15 protein-coding genes are annotated in these 16,719 nt (G+C 65.9%); 9 read left to right on the top strand and 6 right to left on the bottom strand.

From position 1 onward, the window contains the following. Window positions 1-131: 131 nt before the first annotated feature. Window positions 132-1,451: a type VII secretion integral membrane protein EccD gene (gene eccD, locus ACVWWN_RS34960; protein ID WP_457147933.1), complete on the top strand. Its 1,320-nt coding sequence runs from the start codon at window positions 132-134 to the stop codon at window positions 1,449-1,451. After that, on the top strand, window positions 1,448-2,839 hold the full coding sequence (mycP, locus tag ACVWWN_RS34965) for a type VII secretion-associated serine protease mycosin (RefSeq protein WP_457147934.1): 1,392 nt from the start codon (window positions 1,448-1,450) through the stop codon (window positions 2,837-2,839). The genes eccD and mycP overlap by 4 nt, the downstream gene beginning before the upstream one ends. Here the strand turns inward: mycP and eccB are convergent. Next, the gene (gene eccB, locus ACVWWN_RS34970; RefSeq protein WP_457147935.1) at window positions 2,804-4,192 is read right to left on the bottom strand and encodes a type VII secretion protein EccB; all 1,389 of its coding nucleotides are present in this window, start codon (window positions 4,190-4,192) and stop codon (window positions 2,804-2,806) included. The genes mycP and eccB overlap by 36 nt on opposite strands. Before the next feature lie 213 nt (window positions 4,193-4,405). Here eccB and ACVWWN_RS34975 point away from each other — a divergent pair, with 213 nt between their 5' ends. Continuing rightward, the gene (locus ACVWWN_RS34975) at window positions 4,406-5,416 is read left to right on the top strand and encodes a DUF4331 family protein (RefSeq protein WP_457147936.1); all 1,011 of its coding nucleotides are present in this window, start codon (window positions 4,406-4,408) and stop codon (window positions 5,414-5,416) included. Window positions 5,417-5,504: 88 nt separating this feature from the next. Here the strand turns inward: ACVWWN_RS34975 and ACVWWN_RS34980 are convergent, their stop codons facing one another. The 3 genes from ACVWWN_RS34980 to ACVWWN_RS34990 all read right to left on the bottom strand — a co-directional run bounded on the left by ACVWWN_RS34980 (window position 5,505) and on the right by ACVWWN_RS34990 (window position 7,570). Beyond that, window positions 5,505-5,984 (bottom strand): hemerythrin domain-containing protein, encoded by a 480-nt coding sequence (locus ACVWWN_RS34980; protein ID WP_457147937.1) that lies wholly within the window; start codon window positions 5,982-5,984, stop codon window positions 5,505-5,507. Continuing rightward, window positions 5,981-6,925, bottom strand: a complete 945-nt coding sequence (locus ACVWWN_RS34985) for a Rieske 2Fe-2S domain-containing protein (RefSeq protein WP_457147938.1) — start codon at window positions 6,923-6,925, stop codon at window positions 5,981-5,983. The genes ACVWWN_RS34980 and ACVWWN_RS34985 overlap by 4 nt, the downstream gene beginning before the upstream one ends. A 90-nt stretch (window positions 6,926-7,015) precedes the next feature. Next, window positions 7,016-7,570, bottom strand: a complete 555-nt coding sequence (locus ACVWWN_RS34990; protein WP_457149399.1) for a CGNR zinc finger domain-containing protein — start codon at window positions 7,568-7,570, stop codon at window positions 7,016-7,018. Between the two features lie 75 nt (window positions 7,571-7,645). Between ACVWWN_RS34990 and ACVWWN_RS34995 the strand changes: the two genes are divergently transcribed. The 5 genes from ACVWWN_RS34995 (at window position 7,646) to ACVWWN_RS35015 (ending at window position 11,314) form a co-directional block, all read left to right on the top strand. Beyond that, window positions 7,646-8,665: an EamA family transporter gene (locus tag ACVWWN_RS34995; RefSeq protein WP_457147939.1), complete on the top strand. Its 1,020-nt coding sequence runs from the start codon at window positions 7,646-7,648 to the stop codon at window positions 8,663-8,665. Between the two features lie 125 nt (window positions 8,666-8,790). After that, window positions 8,791-9,399: a cutinase family protein gene (locus ACVWWN_RS35000; RefSeq protein WP_457149400.1), complete on the top strand. Its 609-nt coding sequence runs from the start codon at window positions 8,791-8,793 to the stop codon at window positions 9,397-9,399. Between the two features lie 123 nt (window positions 9,400-9,522). After that, window positions 9,523-9,771 (top strand): hypothetical protein, encoded by a 249-nt coding sequence (locus ACVWWN_RS35005; RefSeq protein ID WP_457147940.1) that lies wholly within the window; start codon window positions 9,523-9,525, stop codon window positions 9,769-9,771. A gap of 107 nt (window positions 9,772-9,878) precedes the next feature. Further along, window positions 9,879-10,505, top strand: coding sequence for a cutinase family protein (locus ACVWWN_RS35010; protein WP_457149401.1), 627 nt, complete (start codon window positions 9,879-9,881; stop codon window positions 10,503-10,505). A gap of 116 nt (window positions 10,506-10,621) precedes the next feature. Next, window positions 10,622-11,314: a cutinase family protein gene (locus tag ACVWWN_RS35015; protein WP_457147941.1), complete on the top strand. Its 693-nt coding sequence runs from the start codon at window positions 10,622-10,624 to the stop codon at window positions 11,312-11,314. A gap of 179 nt (window positions 11,315-11,493) precedes the next feature. On the opposite strand, the gene ACVWWN_RS35020 is transcribed toward ACVWWN_RS35015, so the two are convergent. After that, window positions 11,494-13,950, bottom strand: a complete 2,457-nt coding sequence (locus ACVWWN_RS35020; protein ID WP_457147942.1) for a CehA/McbA family metallohydrolase — start codon at window positions 13,948-13,950, stop codon at window positions 11,494-11,496. 732 nt (window positions 13,951-14,682) lie between these two features. Here ACVWWN_RS35020 and ACVWWN_RS35025 point away from each other — a divergent pair. Beyond that, window positions 14,683-15,846, top strand: a complete 1,164-nt coding sequence (locus tag ACVWWN_RS35025; RefSeq protein WP_457147943.1) for a hypothetical protein — start codon at window positions 14,683-14,685, stop codon at window positions 15,844-15,846. Here the strand turns inward: ACVWWN_RS35025 and truA are convergent. Then, window positions 15,843-16,715, bottom strand: coding sequence for a tRNA pseudouridine(38-40) synthase TruA (gene truA / locus ACVWWN_RS35030; RefSeq protein WP_457147944.1), 873 nt, complete (start codon window positions 16,713-16,715; stop codon window positions 15,843-15,845). The two genes, ACVWWN_RS35025 and truA, sit on opposite strands and share 4 nt — an antisense overlap. Window positions 16,716-16,719 lie beyond the last annotated feature (4 nt).

Raw genomic sequence — 16,719 nt, forward strand, 5'->3', positions numbered from 1 at the left:
GTGGACGCCGACGCCGCGAATCTCGTTCCATCCCCAGCCCGCTCGATTGTCGCGCCGGTACGCCTTCCGCGCAGGTTAGGTTGACAGCACGCAGGACGGGGGTTGATGCGATGCCGGATGCGCTGTGCAGGATGTCGATCAAGGCAGGCGACGGGTCCGCGAAGGGCGCGGTTGACCTCGCTCTGCCGGCCGACGTCCAGGTCGGCCTGTTGATGTCATCGATTGTCGACATCGTCTTCGCCGAAACCGCGACACAGTCGCGTCGATGGCGCCTGTCACGCATCGGTGGCTACCCGGTCGACGAGTCGATGACGTTGCTGGAGAATGGTGTTCGCGACGGCGAGCTGCTCCTGCTCGCAGTGGCGGACCCACCGGCCCCGCAGTGGTCGGCCGACGATCCGTTTCAGAGCGCCGCGAGCTTCACCGACCTGGCGCACGAGCCCACGACGCACAGCACCGCCGTCGTCGCGTGTGTGTACTCCGCTGGGTGCGGTGCGGCCGCGCTGGTGGGATCGCAGCTGGCCGACCGCCACGCTCATGCTGTTGTCGCGGCCGCAATCGCGGTCTCGGCTATGGTGGCGGCGGTTGTCATCCGACGCGCCCACGCCGACTCCACGGCATGCGTCGCGCTGAGCGTCGTGTCCGTCGTCTTCAGCGCGGCCGCCGGTTTCCTGGCGGTTCCCGACGGCCCGCAGGATGGCAGCGTGTTGCTGGCGGCGGCCTGCGCATTCGCCGCAGCCATCCTGTTGCTGCGTTTCACGGGTTGCGGCACAGTGCCTTTGACGGCAATCGCGACCGTCGCCGGGTTGCTGGCGGCCGCCGCGGGCGGCCGGATATGGATATCGACGACCGCGACGGGTGTGGCGATGTCCGTCGTCTCGGTCGCCGGACTCGGCATATCGGCGAAGTTGTCGATCTCGATAGCCGGGCTCGCGGCGGCCATGCCAAGGTCCGACGAGGCGTCTTCGACCGTCGACGTATCGGGCGCCCAAACCGCCTTCGCCCATCACTGTTTGACCGGTATAGTCATCGGGTTGTCGTGCGCGGCGCCGCTCGGCACGGCGCTCATGGCGTGGGGCGACCTCCAGAACGGCAGCCGGTGGCCAGTTCTCGCTGCGTTCGCCGCGACGGTCGGCCTGGTGCTGTTGATGCGGACAGCCACCCATGCCGACCGTCGTCGCCGGATCGCACTCGGTGCCGGGGGGACCGCAAGTATCACCGTGGCACTGGCAGTTCTGGTGACGGCGTCGCCTGCGCATGCCATGTGGGCAAGCGTCGCGGCGACCGCAGCCGGAGTCTCCGCGCTGGCCCGGTTCTTCGACGTGACCATCAGCCCCGTCGCGCGTCGCGCCGCCGAAATGGTGGAGTACGCCGCCCTGGCGGGAGTGGTTCCGCTGGCCTGCTGGGCGGGCGATCTCTACGCACTGGTCCGCGAAACGAGCCTGATATGACCGCGCCGGCGACGCGGGCAGTGCGCCTGGTCTCCGCGGCTGTGCTGGCAACTGCCCCGTGGCTGTCGGCCCCGGAAGCCGGCGCCGTGACGCCACCCCGCATCGACAACACCATGCTGCCTGTGGCCGGCCCGCCGACTCCGCCGCAACAGACGGAGCGGCAGGACGACTGCGCGAAATTCTCCCGGACCACCCCTGTTGATCCTGGCGACGGTCAGTTGCACGCGGTCGATCTGCAATCGATCTGGAACCTCACCCGGGGAAGCGGGCAGACGGTCGCGGTCATCGACACCGGTGTCTCGCGGCACCGGCTGCTGCCACATCTGGTTCCCGGCGGAGATTACGTGTCCACCGGTGACGGCACCGAGGACTGCGACGGCCACGGAACGATCGTGGCCGGGATCATCGGCGCGGCCGCGGACGCGGGCGATGCCGACGCCTTCGGTGGTGTCGCGCCCGATGCGACCATCATCGCTATCCGTCAGTCCAGCAATAAGTTCCGCGCCATCGCCGATCGCGCCGGATCGGGGTTCGGCGATGTGGACACGCTGGCGATGGCCGTTCGGGCCGCGGCCGACATGGGAGCGACGGTCATCAATGTCTCGACGGTGGCCTGTCTGCCCGCCGGTGACGGCCTCGACGACCGTGCCCTCGGGGCGGCGTTGTCCTACGCCGTGGACGTCAAGAATGTCGTTGTGGTCGCGGCCGCCGGAAATGTCGGAGGACCGGGCCAATGTCCCGAGCAGAACCCGCTATCCGATCCCATGACGCCGGGACAGCCGAACTGGGCAACGGTGCAAGTCGTCGTCAGCCCAGCATGGTACGACGACTACGTGTTGACGGTCGGCTCGGTCGGTCCGGACGGCAAACCTTCACGGTTCAGCCTTGCCGGGCCGTGGGTCGACGTGGCGGCTCCGGGCGAGGGTGTCGTCTCGCTGGATCCGGACGGCGAGGGCCTGGTCGACGCGGCGCCCGGAGTCGGGTGGTCGACGGCCATCGCGGGAACCAGCTATGCCGCGCCGGTCGTCAGCGGCATCGTGGCGTTGCTGCGGTCCCGGTCGCCCGAGCTGACCGCGCGGCAGGTCATGCAGCGCATCGAGGAAACTGCTCAGCGACCCTCGGCGGGTTGGGATCCCGTTGTCGGGCACGGCGGAGTTGATCCGGTGGCCGCGGTCAGCGGCGGTCCCCCGACAGCGTCGTCGCAGACCCGCCATACCGACGGGCCGCGCGCTGTGTCGACGGCCGCGGGGGCCCCGATCGATGATCGTCCACATCGAGCCGCTCTGCGCGGTGCGGCCATCTGTCTCGCCGTTGCGGTTACCACGGTCGCGATGACCGCCTCGGCAGGTCGCCTACGCCGGCGCCCCGACGGCGTCCCGCACGATTGAGGCGCCCTCCTTGCTCAGTTCCGGTCCGCGGGGCAATCGGGAGAGCACCGGCCAAGGCGCCGGAACCGGGGACGTTGCGAGCCCTAGGTGTTTCGCGGTTTCCCCGTCGCGGATGCCGAACACCACCCCGGAGTCAGTGACCAGGTACAACGCTCCGGAATCCTGGCTCGCGCCGGTCACGCCGACGGCACGTACATAGCCGCTCCGACCGCCGGGAACCACCACAGAGTCGATGTTCGGGCCTTCGCCGTCGGCCTGCGCCAACGTCACCGGTGCACCGGAGTCCCGAGGAAGTGAACTGGCCACCAACACCTCGGCGTGGGTCGCTTCGCCGTCGGCAGCCGGCATCCAGCGAACGCACGGCACGCCGTCGTCAGCCACCCCCGGCCGCTCCGGATACGTTGCGACGGGCAGGGTGTCGACGGTGGGAACGAAACCGATCACATGGGGTGCGACGTCGACGATGTTGCGCCCGCTTTGTGGGTTGGTGAACCGGATCAGGTCGGCGGCGACCTCGCCGATGCGCTGAATGCCACCGCGGAGCACGACGTAATACTCCGGCCCGGCGGCGCGGCGCACCCGCATGACGGTGCCGACCGGGAATGCGCGTAAAGTCAGCGGGCCTGGCATACCGGCGTCGGGAACGTACGGCACCGTGATGGGCGGCATCTCGGGAAGCGCATCCAGCGTAGCTCGTGAAACCTCCCGGGGCTCAATTTCACTCAACTGCATCGACCGCACGACGGCCTGGTTCCGCAGATCAACTTCGGCCCGCCGGCCGCCGTAGAGCAGGTAGGTGGTCGAGGCGCTTTCCGAGCGTGGCGTGACCAGAAGGCTCCGCCCCGGCAGCAGTTCATCCAGATCTGCTCCGACGGATAACGTGGTGGACGAATCGAACTCGCACAGCGTCCATCTGGACTCACCTGCATCAAGCGGCTCGGCTATCGTGGCCGGCGCACCCGGAATGCCTACCAGCGGACCACGCTTCGCCACGCTGATCGCCGGTTCACCGACGACCTCCGGATTCGCAGGTGTTCCCGCCACCAGTCGGGCAGAGGCGAGGTTCAGAACAGGATGAAGGCTGTCGCCGATGCGGACGTACAACGCGCCCGATTCGCGCGACATCACGATCGGCGCATCGCCAAGCGCACCGTGGGGTCTCATGATGCCGAGTACAGTGCACGCCGCGATGACGACGACCGCGAGGATGCAGCCGGCGGTGAGCGAAAGTGATTGCGCGCGAATCGGATCATCCAACATTCTGACGTCGCCACGCACCAGCGCGTGCTCCATCCGGCGCAACAGAAATCGATAGCCGCTGACATGCAGCCATGTTGTCGGTTGCCGAGCCATCACTCCCCCTTGGTCAGCCTAACCGCGGCCCGGCCGACCGCTGCGCACCGATTCGCCGCGGAAGTGGCGTCGATTTTGATGACACCGCGCGGCAAACACACCCCGCACCGATCAGCCTGACGATTGCGTTAATTTTCCCGGGTTTCCCGGCTCACCGGCTCGTAAGAAGGTAGGTTTCTGGCTGTCCGACCTCCATCGAAGGGTCACTCAGGCATGTCCAACCATTTCACCGGCCTCAGCTTGGGACCGCCGCTCGGCGACCAGCGTCTTGACTTGTGCGATCTGTATGCCTTCGTCTCACCGGCCGACCCTGACCGCACGGTGTTGATCCTGAACGCGAACCCCAACGCCGATGCGCTGCACCCCGCGGCGACCTACCGGCTGGCGATCGACAACGACGGGGATCTGCAGAACGACATCGCCTTCAGCTATGTGTTCTCCGAACCACGCGACGGCGAGCATACCGCCGACGTGTACCTCGCGGTGGGCGAGGATGCCCGCTCGGTCGAGGCGGTCGGCGAGAGGGTCTTCTCCGGCGTCCCGGTCTCGTTCGGCCCGGCACCGCACATCGCGACGTCCGGCGACTTCACCTTCTTCGCCGGCGCTCGCAGTGACGCGTTCTTCTTCGACTTCGACGGCGTCAAGAACCTGTTCGACACCTCCGGCGGCCGCAACTTCACCGCCCTACACCTGGGTGACCAATCCCCTTGGACCGGTATCGATTCCAATACCGGGGCCAACGTGTTCTCCATTGCCATCGAAATGCCCACCGCGTTCCTGGGCGCCGACCCCGACATCAGGATCTGGGGGCGGTGCAGCGTGCGGCAGGACGGCGAGCTGCTCCATGTCGACCGCGCCGGACACCCATCGGTGAGCAGCTTCTTCAACACCGACGACACCAAAGAGGAATACAACGCCAGCGAACCCGTCAATGACCGGACGCGGTGGATCGGCATGTTCATCCACCTGATGGGCCACACCGGCGGCTACACGCGCGACGAGGCAATAGAGGCAATAGACAACGAGGGCACGCTTCCCGACATGCTGCACTTCGACCCATCACAGCCTGCCAGATACCCGAACGGGCGTGTCTTCACCGACGACGTCATCGACTATCGGTTGGCGTTCCTCACCAAGGGCGACGCCCCGCCGTCCGGATTGAGCCCGCACACCGACACCCTGACCGAGTTTCCCTATCTCGGTCCGCCGCACCAAACAAGCTAGTCCCACGCCCAGATCGGCGTTTCGCAGTCGTCCTCCCCCGGTTCTCCTGCGAAACGTCGGTCTCGGCCTCAACAGAGCCGCCGGCCGGTTACATCGCCCGCAACAGTGCAGTTCTGCCTCGCACGTGAAGCTTCTCGACCGTCGAGTCACGCAGGTCGGAAATGCGTTGGCGCATCGAATCACCCAGCGTGCTCAGATCGGCTTCACTCATCTCGATCGGCGGCGGGCACAGGTCGCGTTCTTCTTCGTCGGCGTGTGCGTCGAGCACCATGACGAAAGATCGCCACTCGTCGTCGTACCCGGGCGCCGACGGCGGTGTCCGTAGCACCACGGTCAGCTGGTCGAAGACCTGTCGGTGTTCGGCATGCGCGATCGCCACCAGCTTGCTCGCCGCTTGCACCGCGGGATAGAAGAGGTCGTCCTCGATACGCATGTGGATATCCAGCTCGACGAGTAGCTGATCGAGGGTTGCCTGCCGTTCGTCGGAAGTCGGCGTTAAGGCAGTGATCTTCTTGCACAGCCCGCGCAGGACGTTGTGGTGATCGAACAAGACGTCGTAGGCATTCATCGAGTTGCTCCGGTCTTTGCGGCGTCCGTTGCCATGCCGCGGATTTCGATCACTCCCCGGCGTATCCGGGTTGGGTAACTGGGCAACGGCGCGGTGGCCGGACCGCGCACCACTTCCCCCGAGCTGCATTCGAATCGTGAACCGTGCCAGGGGCATACGACGCGACCACGGTCGACCCAGCCGTCCGACATCGGTGCGCCCAGATGGGGGCAGCGGTCTCCCACCGCGAGGACATCGTCACCGTCTCGATGCAAGACCACATCGACGCCGTCGACGTTCACCCGTTGCGGCTCTCCGTTCAGCGCGGTCACCAGCATGACCGGCTTCCAGTCGTCGGTCACCAGCCGCGGGCCGGAGCTATCGACTCCTACACCGGATCGGTAGACCAGCGAGGCACCCAGATACCCACTGCCCAACGTGATTCCGTAGCCCACCGCAGAGCTGGTCGCACCGCGCAGGTGACGGTCACGTCGGCGGTCCCACCACGACATCACATACAGCGCGGTCGCGAGGGCGTTCAATACGCCATGGACGAGTCCGACCCGCCGGGACTGCTGCTGAGTGTGTTGCCAGTCGGTCACTCCAGTGACCGCTGCGCCGATGCTTCCGGCGAGGCCGACACCCAGGGCGAGCCGGGACGCCTCGCGACAGGCCGCGGAGTGGCCGGGCAGTACGCTCGCCGCATCGAGTGCGACGGCCGTCGCCACCGCTCCGGTCGGCAGCGCCGTCATGACCGGATGCAGCGGATGACCCAGCCACGTCCCGTGCAGGAAATTGCTCACCCGCTCGCGCCCGCGGCCGAATGACGCGAACACGATCGTGAGGACATGCTCGAACCGGTAACTCGGGCGATCGAGCCACTCCTGACGTTCGAGCTTGGATACCACCGTTGATGCGGTATGCCTGATGCGAGTTTCCGCTGCGTACGATCCCTCGTTCATCGCATGCCTCCTAACGCTGAGTCCGCGGCCTCTCTATGTCGATACGACGCACGGTTCTCGTGAGTTCATCGAATCGCCGAACTCGCACACTCAGCCGTCCTTTGACCGTCGCTCCCGGTAGGCGGCCACGTGCTGGCGGTTGCCGCAGTTACCGGTGTCGCAGAACTTTCCGGATCGGTTGCGAGACAGGTCGACCAGCACCGCATCACAGTCGGGCGCGGCACAGACCTTGAGCCGGCGCAATTCGCCCACGCGAATCACGTCGGCCAGCGCCATCGCGAACTCCGCGCCCATCCGCTGCCACAACGGGTCGTTACTCGATGCGAGATGCAGATGCCACCCGGGCATCTCGGGATGCCGCGTCAGCCACGGGGATGCCTCGGTGTCGCTGAGCAGGGCGTTGACCTGCCCGACCGCGACTTCCTCGTCGCGGGCAACGTCCCAGATCTTGCCGAGTCGCTCACGCAACCGGAGCACGGACTCGAGTTCGGCAGCGTCGTGGTCGCGCCGTCCCGTCCAGCCGAATCCGTCCAGGTAACTGTCCAGAGCCGCCATCTCGCCGAGTTGCTCGCCGTCCACGCGGTCGCTGTTGATCAGATCACACGCGGCCCGCAACGTGAGCTCGGTGTCATGACTGAAAAGCATTTGACCCATGACCCCCTTCGGCTGTAGTGTCATGATCAAAGTCCATTTTACTCATTACATTCCGGAGGTGCATCCATGACCGCAACGCAGTCCACTTCGCCGGCGGCCGTCGACCACTTCCGCCTCGGTCTGTTTCTCGCGGTCGGCTCGGCGCTCGCGTTCGGATCTTCCGGGCCGTTCGGCAAATCATTGATGGAGGCCGGCTGGAGCCCGACCGCCGCCGTGACAGCTCGCCTGGCCGGCGGTGCCCTGTTGTTGGCCGTCTTCGCCACGATCGCGCGGCCCGGCTGGATCCGCGAGGCGCTGCAGCACTTCGGGACCGTCGTCGCCTACGGGATCATCCCGATCGCCGGGGCCCAATTGTGCTACTACAACGCCGTCGCGCACCTGTCCGTTGGCGTCGCTCTGCTGCTGGAATACACCGCCCCTGTGCTGGTGGTCGGTTGGCTGTGGGCCACCACGCGGCGGCGCCCGAGCACCCTGACGCTGACCGGTGTCGCACTGGCAGTGGCCGGAATCATGTTGGTGCTCAACGTGTTCAGTGACGCGCACATCAACATGATCGGGGTCGGGTGGGCATTGGCGGCCGCCGTCTGCGCCGCGTGCTATTTCATGATGTCCGACACCTCCAAGTCCGCACGGGCCGACGGTGAGCACCTGAGCCCGGTGACACTGGCCGCGGCCGGGCTGGTCGTCGGCGCGGGCGCCGTCGGGCTGCTCGGCGCATCCGGCGTGATGCCGATGACCTTCACCACTCACGATGCCGTCGTCGCGGGGTGGACGACGTCGTGGGTGGTTCCGGTCATCACGCTGGCGCTGTTCCCCACCGCCATCGCGTACACGCTCGGGATCATGGGCATCGCCCGGCTGCAGCCGCGGTTCGCCTCGCTGGTGGGCCTGTCCGAGGTGATGTTCGCGGTGCTGGCGGCCTGGGTGCTGCTCGGCGAGGCGATGACGCCGATCCAGGCAATCGGCGGCGGGGTGGTACTGGTCGGGCTCGCGCTGGCGCGCCAGGGCGACCGTTCCGACAAGCTCGATCAGGTGACGTGGCCCGGCGATCCCTGTGAAGAGATCACGGCCGGCCGTCGAGATTGACGGCTTGCTCGATCAGCGGCACGCCCGCAAACCATCTGTAGCATCGCCGCGTGAAGATCGATCTTGATAGCTGGCACGATACGCGGCGACATGGCGCACGGTGGCTCACGTCGCTCGCCGTCGTCATGCTTACCGCAGGTGTCATGCTCAGCGCGCCGAACGCCGCTCCGTCCGCCCGCGCCGACGACTGCCCGGCCATCGAGGTGGTCTTCGCCCGCGGAACCAACGACACGCCCGGCGCGGGCCGCGTCGGCGGCGCGTTCATCGACTCGCTTCGGGGCGAGGTCGGTGGCCGCTCGGTCGGGGCGTACGCCGTCGACTACCCGGCGACATTCGACTTCCTCGCTGCCGCCGACGGCGCCAACGACGCCAGCGCACACATCCAGTACATGGTGGCGAACTGTCCCGACACCCGCATGGTGCTGGGCGGCTACTCGCAAGGTGCGGCCGTGATCGACATCATCGCCGCGGTGCCGTTCCCTGCGATCGGGTTCAACAACCCGATGCCGCCGGACGTCCCGGAGCATGTCGCCGCCGTCGCGGTGTTCGGCAACCCGTCGGCCAAGCTGGGCGCGCCGCTGACCATCAGCCCCGTGTGGGGCAGCAGGGCGATCGACCTCTGCAACGTGGGCGACCCGGTGTGTTCCGACGGTGACAACTTCGCCGCACACAAAAATTATCCGGCCACCGGGCTGACGAGCCAGGCCGCCGGGTTCGTCGCAGGACTGCTCTAGCGGCGGATCGATCGACGGATGATTCGCCGAACATCGGCGTCAATATGTGATCATCAGCCGCATGAGCGCAGCTCGAGCGGTTCGGTCTGTTGTCGGCGCGGCTTTCCCGGCGGTTGCGGCCACATGTTGACGATCGCCACCGCCGCGTTGACCGCTCCGCCGGCGGCGGCGCTCCCTGATTCGTGTCCCGGTGTCCACGTCGCCGGTATCTCCCCCAACATCGCCGCCGTCGCGGTGTTCGGGAACCCGCCGGCCAACTTCGGCAATCCGATCTCATCGGCCAGCGCCCGCTACGCGGACAGGGCCATCGAGTTGCTAGGACGGCGACCGCATCTGCTCTGGGGCCGGAACCCGTTCGCTCACAGCCATTAGTGAGCGCAGACCGGACAAGCGGGGCCGCTGACTTCGTCGCGGAATTGGTTTGGCGAAGCCGTACGTTACGGTGTCTTGTGACCTTTGATCTTGTTCGCCGCTGCGTGCTGGCGGTTGTGACCACTGCGACGGCCACCGTGCTCATCCCCGCACCGAGCGCCTCCGCCGATCCCTGCCCCGACGTCGAGGTGGTCTTCGCGCGCGGTACCAGCGAACCTGCCGGCATCGGACGGGTGGGCCAAGCACTCGCCGACGCACTGCAGGCCCAGATCGCGCCGCGGGTGGTCGGCACCTACGGCGTGATCTATCCGGCCACCTATGACTTTCTGACGGCTGCCGACGGGGCGGCCGACGCCACCAATCACATCACCGCGATGGCCGCGCAGTGCCCGAACACGCGGATTGTGCTCGGCGGTTATTCGCAAGGCGCAGCGGTGGTGGACATGCTGGCCGGGGTGCCTCCGCTGGGTGACAGGGTCGGAAGCATCGGGTCGGCACCGCCGCTTCCCGGGGGCCTCGACGGCAATGTGGCCGCGGTGGCGGTGTTCGGCAACCCTGCGACGAAGTTCGGGAACCCCGTCTCCGGTACCGGCGCCTTCGCGGGAAGATCGATCGACCTCTGTAGCGATGGCGATCCGATCTGCTCGCGCGGGCGGAATCCCTTCGCGCACACCCACTACGAATCCTCGGACTTCATTCCCCAGGCTGCCGGCTTCGTAGCGTCGAGGGTTTAGCCTTTCCGGACGGGTCAACATTGGGGCGCAGAGCGTTTCGCAGCCCGTCTGCGCATGGTTGCTCGGCCGGGCAGAAATCGACGATCACGTGGATTGGTTCCGTTAGTATCCTCGGGATGAGAAGTGATCCTGGACGGCGGGTCCGTCGCGGCCTGCTCCTTGCGGCGGCCGTCCTTCTCGCCGTGGCCGCGTTGCTCGTGCCCAGCACCGTCCCCGGCACGACCGGCGCCATTCCGTCAGCCTCCGCCGCCTGCCCCCAAGTCGAGGTAGTCTTCGCCCGCGGGCGGATCGAACCCGCGGGACTGGGGGCGATCGGCAACCCCTTCGTCAGCGCACTCCGCTCGAAGTCGGATAAGAACATCGGCTCCTACGCGGTTCGCTACCCCGCCAACACCGAGGTCGATATCGGGGCCAACGACATGAGCGCACACGTCCAGTCGATGATGAACACCTGCCCGGACACTCGATTGGTGCTCGGGGGTTACTCCCTCGGAGCCGCGGTGGCCGACGTGGTGCTCGCCGTGCCGTTCGACATCTTCGGCTTCAAGAATCCGCTGCCGCCGGGCGCGGACCAGCACATCGCCGCGGTCGCACTGTTCGGTAACGGGGCGCAGTGGGTGGGGCCGATCACGAACTTCAATCCGCTCTACAACGATCGCACAATCGAGATGTGCCACGGCGCGGATCCGATTTGCAACCCCGCCGACCCGGACACCTGGGAGGCCAACTGGCCCGACCACCTTGCCAAGGCCTACCTCAGCGCCGGCATGGTGGACCAGGCCGCCAACTTCGTCGCGGGCAAAATCTAGTCGCGCTGGCTCGAATGGCTGAAGCTCGCTGTCCCTGAGGCTAGGTCTCTTGAGAGTTGGCGAAACGCCAATGGCGTGCCCGGTCATTGTTGCGCCGCGTCGGCGCGGCATTTCGTCCTCGGTCTCCCGGGTCCGCCGCGGCGACTGTGGCACGGCGAACCATCGTCGGTGCGAGGGAGTTAGGTCACCTGGCTGATATAGACCTGATGAGTGATGTCGCGCTGGGTGCGCTCGGCCGCCCCGTCACTGGTGAACGCGACGATACCCTTGTCAGCCGATGGCCAAGTGCAGTTGCCGGTGCCCCCCAGCATCTTCGGTTCGCCCCACCCCTGGCTCCCGTTGAGCACGGCGGTGAAGACCTTCCACCGCCAGTCCGAACTGCGGCTGTCATACCAGACCGCACGCACGGTGCCATCCGAGTCGCTGGACAACCGCGCACGCTGGCTCATCGCGTTCGCATCCGACGCGACAGGCGCAGAGGTCGACCAGCTTTTGCCACCGTCACTGGACCAGGCCGAGTGCAGGGATAGGTTGGCACCCGAACTCTGTAAGGCCTTGCTCTCCCAAATAGCCGCGAACGCTCCATCACCGTCGGCGATAACGCTCGGATGCCGGTCGGCGGCGTTGGTCGCGGCGCTGACCTTTACGGGCGCGGACCAGCTTCCTGAGTCCGCGCGCACGGCCGCAAGAATCTGCCAGTTGTCCGGATCAGTGCCACTGGGTGCCTCGCCCGCGGCCGGAGTATGTCCGGTCCACAGCGGATCCGGGTCGAACCGGTCATCCTCCCAGGCCACAATCACCCGGCCTTGGCTCCCCACCGCAACCGAGGGAAACAACGACGCCGGAAAGCGGGGAGAGCGCGCGTCACCGGCGACCCCTGGGTTGGTGGTCTTTCCGTTGGCGGACAGGTTGATCGGCGCCTTGTCGGAACCGACTATCTGCGCGTAGACGTCGAAGGCGCCGCCACTGTTGTCTGCCCAGGCGACCGCAGGGTGGTCGCCGTCCACCAGGGCGATGGCGGGTTGGACGGCACGACCGGTTCCATTGGTCAATTGCACGGCCGAGTCGAACGAGGCCCCGCCATTGCTGCTGTGACGCAAAAAGATAGACGGCCGGTGAGGTTGTTCCTGGCCACGCTCGTCCTGCCAGACCACCCAAACGTCCTTACCGGAAATCGCAATCCGCGGCCAGCGGGCCGTCGCTGATCCATCGGAGATCTCGATTGCCTTGCCCCCGCGCAACTTGTTGCGTCCGATAAGCGTCATCTGCTGGTAGATCACCGATGTCGAAGCGTCGGTGTGCCGTTCGAAGACCGCATGGACGATGCTGTCTTCGGTCGCAATGTCGGCGAACCCGGTGAACATGCCGGCATCGCCCGCAGCGAGCGCCGCTGGTTCCGAACCGGCCGCCTGCGCCGGCAGCGGAATTTCCGGTCGCGGGTCTGCAGGCTGGCGCATCGAGATGAAAATCGGCGATGTTGCGGCTCGCAACTGATCGGGCAGGCTCGGGTCGGTATCTGCACCGGATGGCGACCCCGGAGCGCGTACCTCGACACGGAACCAGCTGTGGTCACCCATCAAGGTAATCGGCACCAAGTGCTGTTCATCGTCGGACGCCGGAGAGAAGGTGGTGAGCGGCCCGGCCGACCGACCCGGTGCGGCGTACACATGCACCGTGGTTCCGGCACCGGCCTTCACACGGACCCGCAGGTTCGCGTTCTTGGGAAGACTGCGGGTCGTGACGATCACCTCGTCTCCGCCGATGGCCTCGAATTCGCCATCGCCATCGACGTCCGCCTCCAGCGTCGCCATCGGCCCGCTGCGGCTTGCCGATACCGTGGTGCGGCCGGCGCGCAGGGCGTCAAGGACACCCTGCACCGACCGCTTCGTGACAAACGCGTATGTCGTGGGCTGGCCCGGGCCGGCGATGCCCCACAACTCCCGGAAATGGTCGTCACTCGCCGCTGCTACGCCGAACCGGAAGCCACGGTTCCAGCGATCCTCGGCATAGGTTATCTGCGCCTCAGGGTCAGTGGAGTCGTTGTACACCTCGACCGTGCTCATCCCCTGGACGCTAGCGTTGTCGGTGGGGCCGCCGGCCGGCGTGAACTCGCCGTCGTCGGGGTGGGCAGTCTGCCATATTGCGTTTTGGGCACGTGCATCCCAGATTGACTGCTGAACATGGCGGAATCCCGGGGAACCGGGCGGATTTGCGCCGTCGACCACGGTGTCGACAGCACCGAGCACGATAGCGTGAGGCGAACCGTTTGCCTCTTCGCCCGGTATCAGGAGCAGATTCGATGACTTCCAGCCGGGGTCCCAGTGTTGGTCGAAGGTCCGGTGGTCGGTCAGCGGCATGAAGTCCAGACCGGTTCGCTCACCCTGGCCTATCTGATCGGCTACTGGGAGATTTCCCGGCAGCACCTGTTTGGATTGCTGTCGAGGCAGACTGCCGTCCGCGGAATGATCGTCATGAACATGCGTGTCTCCGGCAAGCCATATCCCCTTGGGTGCCCCACCACCAACGCTGGTGCGACCGCCCGTGTCCGGCGCCGCGAACGCCCGTGTCGCGTTCAGCCCGGCGATGGCTACCACGGCTCCCCCGACCGCCATCAATTGGCGACGATTCAATTCCATTGGAATCCTCCTGGTTCCGGCGTGCTCATTCATGCCTCGCAGAGTGCGGGGCTGCGGAAGACTAAGAGACTCGCGACCAGTAGATCCGGATATTGACATGTCCCGTTGGTGACAGCCCTATGAACGGCACTGAGCCGCAACGCTATCCGCCATGATGAGGATCACGAAATTTCACAAACTGACAGACAGAACACACTCACGCCGATCCGGCGACGAGTGACGGCAGGTGATCCAATGACTCCATTGACCCTTACGTCTGATCACCGTTCGTCGGCCTAGAACCAAGATCACAGCCCCACAACACAAGTGGCCGATCAACCGTTCGGCTATCGGCGTCGCGCGCATCGCACGTCCACCACTACGTTGATGCTCGCGACTTTGGCGCCCGCAAACCGTTCAATTGGACACAGGGCGCCACCAGACTCCGCAGAGTGAGGAGTCCTGCATCGGAGCCAAACCCGATCGGATTCCTAAACAATCGGCGATCACATCCACCGGCACCGTCTTGTTAACAATTTGAGAGCAGGACGATGAATGGCCACCTGAGCGTCGCTGCATGTTCGCCTGGTAATTCGATGTTCGTGTTCATGACATGCGTTGTCCAACAGCGTTATTGACGCGTAATCCTGAAAGCCATGGCTATGTGACAGCTTTCACAACATTGCTTCTTCCTCCGGCCGACCGCACTGTGAAGTAATTACTGCACCGTTTCCTTCTTGCTCAGGGAGAACCATGCATATCCCGGTCCGTTCGTGCTTGATAGCTGGCATGTTGGCTTTGCCAGTCGGCACCATCATGGCCACACCGATGGCATCGCTACGGACGCGACCCGATACGGCGCATTCGCCAGTGCATATTCAACAGATCCAACTTGCCGTGTCGGCACCACCCGTCACCACACGGCATGTCGCACACACCGCGATGCCGGTACACGCACTTGCCGAGGTAACGCGCAAGTTCGAATCGGCGAAGTCAGCCGCCGCAACACCATCCGGTCCTGCGAAGCACGCACCGTCTCCAGTTGCACGCATAGCCGCCGGTCGCTCTGCCACCGCGGCGATGACGCCGTCGCAGGCATCGAGGCCGGATTCTGACAACGCCCGGCCATCAGCCCGCAGCACTGCGGTGGCGACCGTCGAGCTACCCGGCATCGCAGACGTGGTGGCTCATGCCGCGCAATTGGCGATAGACATCATGATCGCTGAACCCGCCATGATCGTTGGAGCGACGGCCTTCAACATCGACGAACTCCTCATCGATGCCGCTTCGCTCAATCCGGACACGATCGACACCGCGCTCGAGAACTTCATCGACAGTGAGACAGCCGTCGTGAAGATTACGTTGGATGACGTCGATGGTGATCTTCAATCCCTGCGGGAGTCAGTCGGTGCTTTGCTTGGAGTCGGGAGCGACCTCAGGGAAAACGCGGTCGCGGCCGTCAAGAAGGCTGCAAGTGATACGCCCGCGAGTACCTCTACGTCCAACTCGGTTGGGCTACCGAGGTCGAAGCATCGAAGCGATCCCGGTCATCGAGGGCGTTGGAAGCCACGCTCTGTCGCGGGCGAACCGGCACCGGTTGTACCCACCAAGTCAGCCGACGATGGGAACACGGCCGGACAGGACGACGACACAGCGGCGACCGCCCCTACGGGCACGCAACGCGGCAGCTCGTCGCACCCGAACACGCCCGCAACGAAAGCGTCTGGCACCAATAACGCCACCGTCGCTCAAGTGAATCGGCCAACCGTGACCAAACCGGGGAGCACATCGAGCACGAAGACTACTTTCAGGAAGTCGCATCCGGACCACGTGGGAACACGCGCCGGCCGAGCGAATCCACCCAAGAGCGGCAGTCCGGGCACGGGCACCGAAAATCGGCACAAACACACTTCCTAGTCGAGGCGGCGCAGGTCGCGGGTCACCATGTTGCGCGACGCGAGTTGATCGTCGGGCGGGTAATCCACTGCGACGAGCGTGAGCCCGCGCGCCGGTGCGGCGGCGAAATCACTGGAGCGTCGCGTGGACGTCAACAGCCTTGCGCACCAGTCGGGTTCGCGGCGCCGCTCACCGACGGCCAGCAGCGCACCGACCAGTGACCGCACCATCGACCAGCAGAACGCGTCGGCGGTGACATAGGCGGTGATCTGATCGCCGTCGCGCGACCAGTCCAGCCGCTGCAGGTCGCGGATCGTCGTGGCGCCTTCGCGGTGACGGCAGAACGCGGCGAAGTCGTGCAGTCCCACCAGGGTCCGCGACGCCGCGGCCATCGCGTCGACGTCCAGCGGACGGGGCCACGCGGTCACGAATCGGCTCTCCCGAGGTTGCACCCCGTACGGTGCGGTGGACAACCGGTACACGTAGTGCCGGCGCAGCGCCGAGAACCGCGCATCGAAACCCGCTGCGGCGCGGCTGATATCGAGAACCCGCACGTCCTCGGGTAGGAACCGCGCCAGCCGCCGTACCAACGGCAGAAACTCGCTGTCGCCGGCGTGGGTGGTGCGGGGAAACGCGTGGCCCAGGGCATCGGTGGGCACATCGGCATGGCCCACCTGCCCTGTCGCGTGCACGCCGGTGTCGGTGCGTCCCGCCGCCCGCAGCTGTATCGACGTGCGGAATACCGTTGACAATGCGTCGCCGAGCACTCCCGCGACGGTGCGCTGCCCGGTCTGCGCCGCCCAGCCGGCGAAGCCAGTTCCGTCGTAGGCGATATCGAGCCGAAGACGAACAAACCCGCCACCGGTGTCAGTGGCGGGTCCGTCGTTCATGTCA

The organism is Mycobacterium sp. URHB0021, from assembly GCF_054057895.1.